This window comes from Salmonella sp. 32020114201800008SM (assembly GCF_017572025.1).
Lineage (GTDB): Bacteria > Pseudomonadota > Gammaproteobacteria > Enterobacterales > Enterobacteriaceae > Salmonella > Salmonella enterica.
In genome coordinates this window covers 1-8,029 of the sequence record NZ_JAGEQM010000016.1, presented here as the reverse complement: position 1 = coordinate 8,029, position 8,029 = coordinate 1, and the positions used below count along the sequence as shown (strand labels likewise).

The window sequence follows — 8,029 nt, the reverse complement described above, 5'->3', positions numbered from 1 at the left end:
AACTCAGAAGTGAAACGCCGTAGCGCCGATGGTAGTGTGGGGTCTCCCCATGCGAGAGTAGGGAACTGCCAGGCATCAAATTAAGCAAAAGGCTCAGTCGAAAGACTGGGCCTTTTGTTTTATCTGTGGTCTGCCGGTGAGCACTTTCCTGAGGAGGACAAATCCGCCGGGAGCGGATTTGAACGTTGCGCAGCAACGGCCCGTAGGGTGGCGGGCAGGACGCCCGCCATAAACTGCCAGGCATCAGACAAGTGAAGAAGCCCGTCCGTCTGGACGGGCTTCTTTGCGTGTGTGGTAACTGTAAAAATGTAGGCCTGATAAGCGCAGCGCCATCAGGCAACCGGCACCGCCGGATGGCGGCTCCGCCTTATTCGGCCTACAAGGAACGTGCTTTCTCTAACCACCGCAAAATGAAGGCAGAAATCTGCGATACATCATTAAGATCCAAAACGGGTACCGCTACGGCAAGTGGAATATCACTGGCAACTGCAATAACATGCTCATCAAGAATTAATTCTTCCTCGCTGTGCCCACATCCCTGACGAAAAAGTAAGATCTTCGCAACTGCCTCGTGTTTAAACCCTTCTACCAGCACCATATCCAGCTTTGATGCATCCATCCGGCTCACCAGCCATGCCAGATCCAACTCTTCTTGCCCCGGCGTTTCAGTCATTAACGCCCAGCGCTGCTGACTGGCAACCAGCGTTTGTGCTGCCCCGGCCTTACGTAATTCGTAGCTATCTTTACCCGGTTTATCAACATCCATATCATGATGGGTATGCTTAATCAGCCCTGGCCGAATACCGTGCGCACAAAGTGCTGGGATCAGTTTTTTCAGCAGTGTTGTTTTTCCCGTGCCGCTCCACGCGGCAATGGCGAGTAGCGGTATCATGGTCTCTTTTGCCATTGCGCGAGTTCCTCCGGCGTGTTGACGTTCACAAATGCCTCCTTACAATCGCTGAAATCAACGGCGTGTCCGCCTACCTGGCGCATAAAAATCATTACTCGCCGTTCGCCTGCTTGCAAATAAGCTGTCAACTGGGGCTCAACGGCACGATTAATCAACGCGATCGTTGGATGATCGCGCTCTCCATCATGAACCCAAACCACGGGTGCGCCATGACGCTGCGCTGCTAAACGATCGACCAGGTTGTGGGGGATACAGGGATTGTCACAGGGACAAAACAGAAACCAGTCGCCTGCTACCTGCTGAAAAACGGAAAGCATACCCGCCAGCGGACCGGGAAAGTCAGCGATTGAATCCGGAATGACTTTCAGGCCGCTGGCCTGGTAGATATCCAGATGGCGATTAGCACTAATGACGACCGTTGCAAGTTGTGGCGCGAGCGCGTCGGCAACGTGTCGCCAGAGCGGTTTCCCGTCCAGTTCAAGCAGACCTTTATCCGCACCTCCCATCCGCCGGGCTTTACCGCCTGCCAGCACCACGCCGGTTATTACTTCATCCAGATTCACCGATATCGCCTCTTTTATTGTGGGATTGACCCTGCTACCGTGTCTGTATCAAGAATAAGGAGCACAGCTATGAAATGTAAACGCCTGAATGAAGTCATTGAACTCCTCCAGCCAGCCTGGCAGAAAGAGCCTGATCTTAATCTGACGCAATTTTTGCAGAAACTGGCGAAAGAGTCAGGTTTTGACGGCAAACTGGAAGATTTAACTGATGATATCCTGATCTACCATCTGAAAATGCGCGATTCCGCCAAAGACGCCGCCATTCCAGGGATTCAAAAAGACTATGAAGAGGACTTTAAAACGGCGCTTTTACGCGCCCGCGGCGTTATTAAAGAGTAAAACCTTGTAAGCGGCGCCACCGAAATCGCCACGAAATGATATCCTGAATCATTCGTAGTATTTTCCGGATGATGGGATGAACGACAACGCTTTTACTTTCCAGACGCTACACCCGGAAACCATCATGGATGCGCTGTTTGAACAGGGGATCATGGTGGATTCCGGGCTAACTCCACTAAACAGTTATGAAAACCGCGTCTATCAGTTTCAGGATGAAGACCGTCGACGTTTTGTCGTTAAGTTTTATCGTCCTGAACGCTGGTCTGTTGATCAAATTCGGGAAGAACATCAATTCGCGCTTGAACTGGTGAAGGATGAGGTTCCGGTTGCTGCTCCGCTCGCGTTTAATGGCCAGACGCTGTTAGCGCATCAGGGCTATCATTATGCCATTTTCCCCAGCGTAGGCGGTCGTCAGTTTGAAGCAGACAATATCGATCAGATGGAGGCGGTAGGGCGTTATCTTGGCCGATTGCATCAGACGGGGCGAAAACGTCCTTTCACTTTCCGGCCTGACATTGGGCTTGCGGAGTATCTTTTTGAACCTCGCCAGGTATTCGAAGATGCCGCACTGATTCCCTCCGGGCAAAAAGCGGCTTTCCTGAAAGCCACTGATACTCTACTGTCTGCAGTTACCGAATGCTGGCGCACCGATTTCGCCACGCTGCGATTGCACGGCGATTGTCATGCCGGCAACATTCTATGGCGTGATGGACCGCTGTTTGTCGATTTAGATGATGCCCGTAACGGCCCGGCGATACAGGATTTATGGATGCTGCTGAACGGCGACAAAGCCGAACAGCGAATGCAGCTTGAAACCATTATTGAAGCTTATGAAGAAGTTAGTGAGTTCGATACGGCTGAAATTGGTCTCATTGAACCTTTACGCGCCATGCGTTTAGTTTATTATCTTGCCTGGTTGATTCGTCGTTGGGGCGATCCTGCGTTTCCAAAAAACTTTCCCTGGTTAACAGGGGAAGATTACTGGCAGCGACAGACAACGACTTTTATTGAGCAGACTAAAATTTTGCACGAACCCCCTTTACAATTAACGCCAATGTATTAATCGGAGAGAGTTGATCATGAAAAAGATTTGGCTGGCGCTGGCTGGTATGGTTTTAGCTTTTAGCGCCTCGGCAGCACAGATCAGCGACGGTAAACAGTATATCACGCTGGATAAACCGGTCGCTGGCGAACCCCAGGTACTGGAGTTTTTCTCCTTCTACTGCCCACATTGTTATCAGTTTGAAGAAGTGCTTCATGTGTCTGACAATGTGAAGAAAAAGCTGCCGGAAGGCACCAAAATGACCAAGTACCACGTTGAGTTCCTGGGGCCGTTGGGCAAGGAGCTCACCCAGGCATGGGCGGTGGCGATGGCGTTGGGTGTAGAAGATAAAGTCACGGTCCCGCTGTTTGAAGCCGTACAGAAAACCCAGACAGTACAATCTGCCGCGGATATCCGTAAAGTGTTCGTTGATGCGGGCGTCAAGGGCGAAGATTACGATGCGGCATGGAACAGCTTCGTGGTGAAATCACTGGTTGCGCAACAGGAGAAAGCCGCGGCTGACCTGCAACTGCAGGGCGTTCCGGCGATGTTCGTCAATGGCAAATACCAGATTAACCCACAAGGCATGGATACCAGCAGCATGGATGTTTTTGTTCAGCAGTATGCTGATACTGTGAAATATTTGGTTGATAAAAAATAAAAAGAACGCCGGTCACTGACCGGCGTTTTTATAAGATGTTTTAATCTCTTCTATCTGTATATCTTTCTTATCCCACAGCGTATTAAGCCAACGTTGAAAACGGCGTTTGAATGTTTTGTCGTTCACGTAATCGCCGTGCAGTTCTTCATTTATGGGTTCCAGTTGCACCCGAACAACAATACGCGTCAGCCTACCGCTTAGCATATCGTAGAAAGGGTGGCGATCGTTGTTTGGGTAACACAACGTAATATTAAGCAGCTTATCGAACTGTGAGCCTAAAACATTAATCGCCATTGCAATACCGGCTGCTTTTGGCGGCAACAGATGTTGATAAGGTGAATGCGTTTGCTGACGTTTCTCATGCGTAAATCGCGAGCCTTCAACAAAGTTAACGATAGTGGTGGGATACCGACGAAACTTTTCGCAAGAGCGACGAGTTGTTTCAACATCTTTGCCGCGTCGATCGGGGTGTCGGAGCAGGTAGCTACGGGAGTAGCGCTTCATAAACGGCATATCTAATGCCCAGCACGCCAGGCCGATGAACGGCACCCAGGCCAATTGCTGTTTAAGAAAGTACTTATTCATTGGGATATGCTTGCGGAACAGAACGCAAAGCACAACGATATCGGCCCAGCTGCGATGATTACAAATCAGTAAATACCAATTTTTCTTGCTCAGCCCTTCTAACCCTTCTACATCCCATTGCAAGTGCGGATTAAGGCGTAACAGCGCTGCAAGACCAGCACACCAGCAATACATCATGAAATTGCAGAAAATGGAGACCTTGCGCCAGATACCGGGAACAGGCAAAAGAAGCTTTACCATACCGGCAACGATGATCGGTACTGAGCAAACAATAGTGACCAGGATGGTCAATACGATACTCAATGGGAGCGTGATAGCCGCGAGTATTCTCGTCATAATAAATTATTCAAAAGTTAGCCATAAACGGTGCGCGAAAAGGGCGCAAGGGGCTGATTCTATCAGAAAACGATGCTAATGATGGCGCTGAGTGAAATAGAAACACTCGTAACAACTATCCACATTATGATAACGGCATGAATCAGATAATCAGAAAAACGTGATGTTAACAACTCATTGAAAATAATGGGTAATTATTAAGACGAGAAGGCTATCGCGCTGATTTTAAAGTAATGGTAAGAATTTACACACAAAGTTATCCACAGGTTATTTTGCGAGCGATCCTGAAGATCGACAAAACTTTTCCGCAAATGCGGCGAAAAACTCAAGTTTTCCTCCTGTATGTGGCATCCTTTAACCATAATCTGTTAAACAGGCACGGACATTATGGTTCAGATCCCAGAAAACCCACTTATTCTCGTAGATGGCTCATCCTATCTCTATCGCGCCTATCATGCGTTTCCGCCGTTAACCAACAGCGCGGGAGAACCTACGGGCGCAATGTATGGTGTCCTCAACATGTTGCGCAGCCTGATCATGCAGTATCAGCCGACGCATGCTGCGGTGGTGTTTGACGCCAAAGGAAAAACCTTCCGTGATGAGCTCTTTGAACATTACAAATCGCATCGTCCTCCGATGCCGGATGATCTTCGTGCGCAAATAGAGCCGTTACATGCCATGGTTAAAGCCATGGGGTTACCTCTGCTGGCGGTCTCTGGCGTAGAAGCGGATGACGTTATCGGTACACTGGCGCGGGAAGCGGAGAAGGTGGGGCGTCCGGTATTAATCAGCACCGGCGATAAAGATATGGCACAGTTGGTGACGCCGAATATTACGCTGATCAACACCATGACTAACACCATCCTCGGCCCGGATGAAGTCGTTAATAAGTACGGTGTGCCGCCTGAGCTGATTATCGACTTTCTGGCGCTGATGGGGGACTCCTCGGATAATATTCCGGGCGTACCAGGCGTGGGTGAGAAGACGGCGCAAGCCTTGCTTCAGGGATTGGGCGGCCTGGATACGCTGTACGCCGAGCCGGAAAAAATTGCCGGTCTCACTTTCCGCGGCGCCAAAACGATGGCCGCTAAATTAGCGCAGAATAAAGACGTAGCGTACCTGTCTTATAAACTCGCCACCATTAAAACGGATGTTGAGCTGGAGCTGACCTGCGAACAGCTTGAAGTGCAGCAGCCGATTGCGGATGAACTGCTGGGCCTGTTTAAAAAATATGAGTTCAAGCGCTGGACGGCGGACGTCGAGGCAGGCAAATGGCTACAGGCAAAGGGCGCGAAACCGGCGGCCAAACCGCAGGAAACGGTCGTTATTGATGAATCGCCCAGCGAACCGGCAGCGGCGCTCTCTTATGAAAATTATGTCACGATTCTGGATGACGTTACGCTGGAAAGCTGGATTGAAAAGCTGAAAAAATCGCCAGTTTTTGCTTTCGACACGGAGACCGACAGCCTGGATAATATCGCCGCCAACCTGGTGGGCCTCTCGTTTGCCATCGAACCTGGCGTTGCCGCGTATGTACCTGTCGCGCATGATTATCTGGACGCTCCGGATCAAATCTCCCGCCAGCGTGCTCTGGAACTGCTGAAGCCGCTGCTGGAAGATGAAAAAGTGCGCAAAGTGGGGCAAAACCTCAAGTACGATCGCGGCGTCTTGCAAAATTACGGTATTGAGCTGCGCGGTATCGCCTTTGATACCATGCTTGAGTCTTACATTCTGAACAGCGTCGCCGGACGCCATGATATGGACAGCTTGTCCGATCGTTGGCTGAAGCACAAAACTATCACCTTTGAAGACATTGCTGGTAAAGGTAAAAACCAGCTCACCTTTAACCAGATCGCACTGGAGGAAGCGGGGCGCTATGCGGCAGAAGATGCGGATGTCACGTTACAGTTGCATCTCAAAATGTGGCCTGAGCTCCAGCAGCACAAAGGCCCGCTGAATGTTTTCGAAAACATCGAAATGCCGCTGGTGCCGGTACTGTCACGCGTTGAGCGCAATGGCGTAAAAATCGATCCTGCCGTCCTGCACAAACATTCGGAAGAAATCACGCTACGTCTGGCGGAACTGGAAAAGAAAGCGCATGACATTGCGGGCGAGGCGTTCAACCTGTCCTCGACGAAGCAGTTGCAGACCATCCTGTTTGAAAAGCAGGGTATTAAGCCGTTGAAGAAAACGCCTGGCGGCGCGCCGTCAACGTCGGAAGAGGTGCTGGAAGAGCTGGCGCTGGACTATCCGCTGCCGAAAGTGATTCTGGAGTATCGTGGTCTGGCGAAGCTAAAATCCACCTATACCGATAAGCTGCCGCTGATGATTAACCCGAAAACCGGGCGCGTCCATACGTCCTATCATCAGGCGGTAACGGCGACGGGACGTTTATCGTCCACCGATCCGAACCTGCAAAATATTCCGGTGCGCAATGAAGAAGGCCGCCGCATTCGTCAGGCATTTATTGCGCCTGAGGATTATCTCATCGTGTCTGCGGACTATTCACAGATTGAGCTGCGTATTATGGCGCATCTTTCCCGTGATAAAGGGCTGCTCACGGCGTTCGCCGAAGGGAAAGATATTCACCGTGCAACGGCGGCGGAAGTCTTTGGCTTGCCGCTGGATAGCGTGACCGGGGAACAGCGCCGAAGTGCGAAAGCCATTAACTTTGGCCTGATTTACGGGATGAGCGCCTTCGGTCTTTCTCGCCAGCTTAATATTCCGCGTAAAGAGGCGCAGAAGTATATGGATCTCTACTTCGAACGCTATCCTGGCGTGCTGGAATATATGGAGCGCACCCGCGCTCAGGCAAAAGAACAAGGCTATGTGGAAACTCTGGAGGGGCGCCGCCTTTACCTGCCGGATATTAAATCCAGCAACGCGGCGCGGCGCGCGGGGGCGGAACGCGCGGCGATCAATGCTCCCATGCAAGGAACGGCTGCCGATATCATCAAGCGCGCCATGATTGCCGTCGATGCCTGGCTACAGGCCGAGCAGCCACGCGTGCGGATGATTATGCAGGTACACGATGAATTAGTGTTCGAGGTACATAAAGACGACTTAGATGCGGTAGCAAAACGTATCCATCAGTTGATGGAAAACTGCACGCGTATTGATGTGCCGTTGCTGGTGGAAGTCGGTAGCGGAGAAAATTGGGATCAAGCGCACTAAGCATTTAAGGAATAACGCGCTTTTTTCGTAATTAAGCAACATAAGCACGGGGGTTTTGTGATGGGTATTAGAATTCCCTATGTAAAGAATGAAAAAAAATTACGAAAAGGTCTTTCTGTGTTGCTCAAAAAAGAGTAAAGTTATTCACGTAGGGTACAGAGGTAAGATGTTCTATCTTTCAGACCTTTTACTTCACGTAATCGGATTTGGCTGAATATTTTAGCCGCCCCAGTCAGTTTATGACTGGGGCGTTTTTTATTGGGCATAAGAAAAGTTTCGCTCACACCGTAGTTACCGTCTTGAACGTCAAGCGGTAGCTACATAATTTTCATCCCACGGAAGCCGCGTTTTCAACACGCCGAAGCATAAATGTACCAGTTTGCGCATCACAGCTCCCAGCGCGGCTTTCTTCGCCTTGC

Annotated in this window: 7 protein-coding genes and 1 pseudogene; 4 read left to right on the top strand and 4 right to left on the bottom strand. The window is 50.4% G+C overall.

The window, feature by feature from the left end; all coding sequences use genetic code 11:
- Positions 1-376: 376 nt before the first annotated feature.
- Positions 377-892 carry a molybdopterin-guanine dinucleotide biosynthesis protein MobB gene (gene mobB / locus J4613_RS22350; protein WP_010989085.1) on the bottom strand — a complete coding sequence of 172 codons (516 nt, stop codon included), beginning with the start codon at positions 890-892 and terminating at the stop codon, positions 377-379.
- Positions 889-1,473, bottom strand: a complete 585-nt coding sequence (gene mobA / locus J4613_RS22345; protein WP_001046879.1) for a molybdenum cofactor guanylyltransferase MobA — start codon at positions 1,471-1,473, stop codon at positions 889-891. Before mobA ends, mobB begins: the two co-directional genes overlap by 4 nt.
- Positions 1,474-1,542: 69 nt before the next feature.
- On the opposite strand from mobA, the gene J4613_RS22340 reads away from it, so the two are divergent.
- The 3 genes from J4613_RS22340 (at position 1,543) to dsbA (ending at position 3,515) form a co-directional block, all read left to right on the top strand.
- Positions 1,543-1,812: a YihD family protein gene (locus J4613_RS22340; protein ID WP_000649858.1), complete on the top strand. Its 270-nt coding sequence runs from the start codon at positions 1,543-1,545 to the stop codon at positions 1,810-1,812.
- A gap of 76 nt (positions 1,813-1,888) precedes the next feature.
- Positions 1,889-2,875, top strand: coding sequence for a serine/threonine protein kinase (locus tag J4613_RS22335; protein ID WP_000999249.1), 987 nt, complete (start codon positions 1,889-1,891; stop codon positions 2,873-2,875).
- Between the two features lie 16 nt (positions 2,876-2,891).
- Positions 2,892-3,515 carry a thiol:disulfide interchange protein DsbA gene (gene dsbA / locus J4613_RS22330; RefSeq protein ID WP_000725364.1) on the top strand — a complete coding sequence of 208 codons (624 nt, stop codon included), beginning with the start codon at positions 2,892-2,894 and terminating at the stop codon, positions 3,513-3,515.
- 12 nt (positions 3,516-3,527) lie between these two features.
- On the opposite strand, the gene J4613_RS22325 is transcribed toward dsbA, so the two are convergent.
- Positions 3,528-4,436 carry an acyltransferase gene (locus J4613_RS22325; protein WP_000196902.1) on the bottom strand — a complete coding sequence of 303 codons (909 nt, stop codon included), beginning with the start codon at positions 4,434-4,436 and terminating at the stop codon, positions 3,528-3,530.
- Between the two features lie 387 nt (positions 4,437-4,823).
- Here J4613_RS22325 and polA point away from each other — a divergent pair, with 387 nt between their 5' ends.
- The gene (gene polA, locus J4613_RS22320) at positions 4,824-7,610 is read left to right on the top strand and encodes a DNA polymerase I (protein WP_058107604.1); all 2,787 of its coding nucleotides are present in this window, start codon (positions 4,824-4,826) and stop codon (positions 7,608-7,610) included.
- Between the two features lie 306 nt (positions 7,611-7,916).
- Here polA and J4613_RS22315 read toward each other — a convergent pair.
- A pseudogene (locus tag J4613_RS22315) lies at positions 7,917-8,029 on the bottom strand (IS110 family transposase); the annotation flags it as partial.

What these genes read in the sequence shown, in the direction of transcription:
- mobB (WP_010989085.1), bottom strand. Translation starts at nt 892, where the DNA reads ATGATACCGCTACTCGCCATTGCCGCGTGGAGCGGCACGGGAAAAACA.
- J4613_RS22340 (WP_000649858.1), top strand. Translation starts at nt 1,543, where the DNA reads ATGAAATGTAAACGCCTGAATGAAGTCATTGAACTCCTCCAGCCAGCC.
- J4613_RS22335 (WP_000999249.1), top strand. Translation starts at nt 1,889, where the DNA reads ATGAACGACAACGCTTTTACTTTCCAGACGCTACACCCGGAAACCATC.
- dsbA (WP_000725364.1), top strand. Translation starts at nt 2,892, where the DNA reads ATGAAAAAGATTTGGCTGGCGCTGGCTGGTATGGTTTTAGCTTTTAGC.
- J4613_RS22325 (WP_000196902.1), bottom strand. Translation starts at nt 4,436, where the DNA reads ATGACGAGAATACTCGCGGCTATCACGCTCCCATTGAGTATCGTATTG.
- polA (WP_058107604.1), top strand. Translation starts at nt 4,824, where the DNA reads ATGGTTCAGATCCCAGAAAACCCACTTATTCTCGTAGATGGCTCATCC.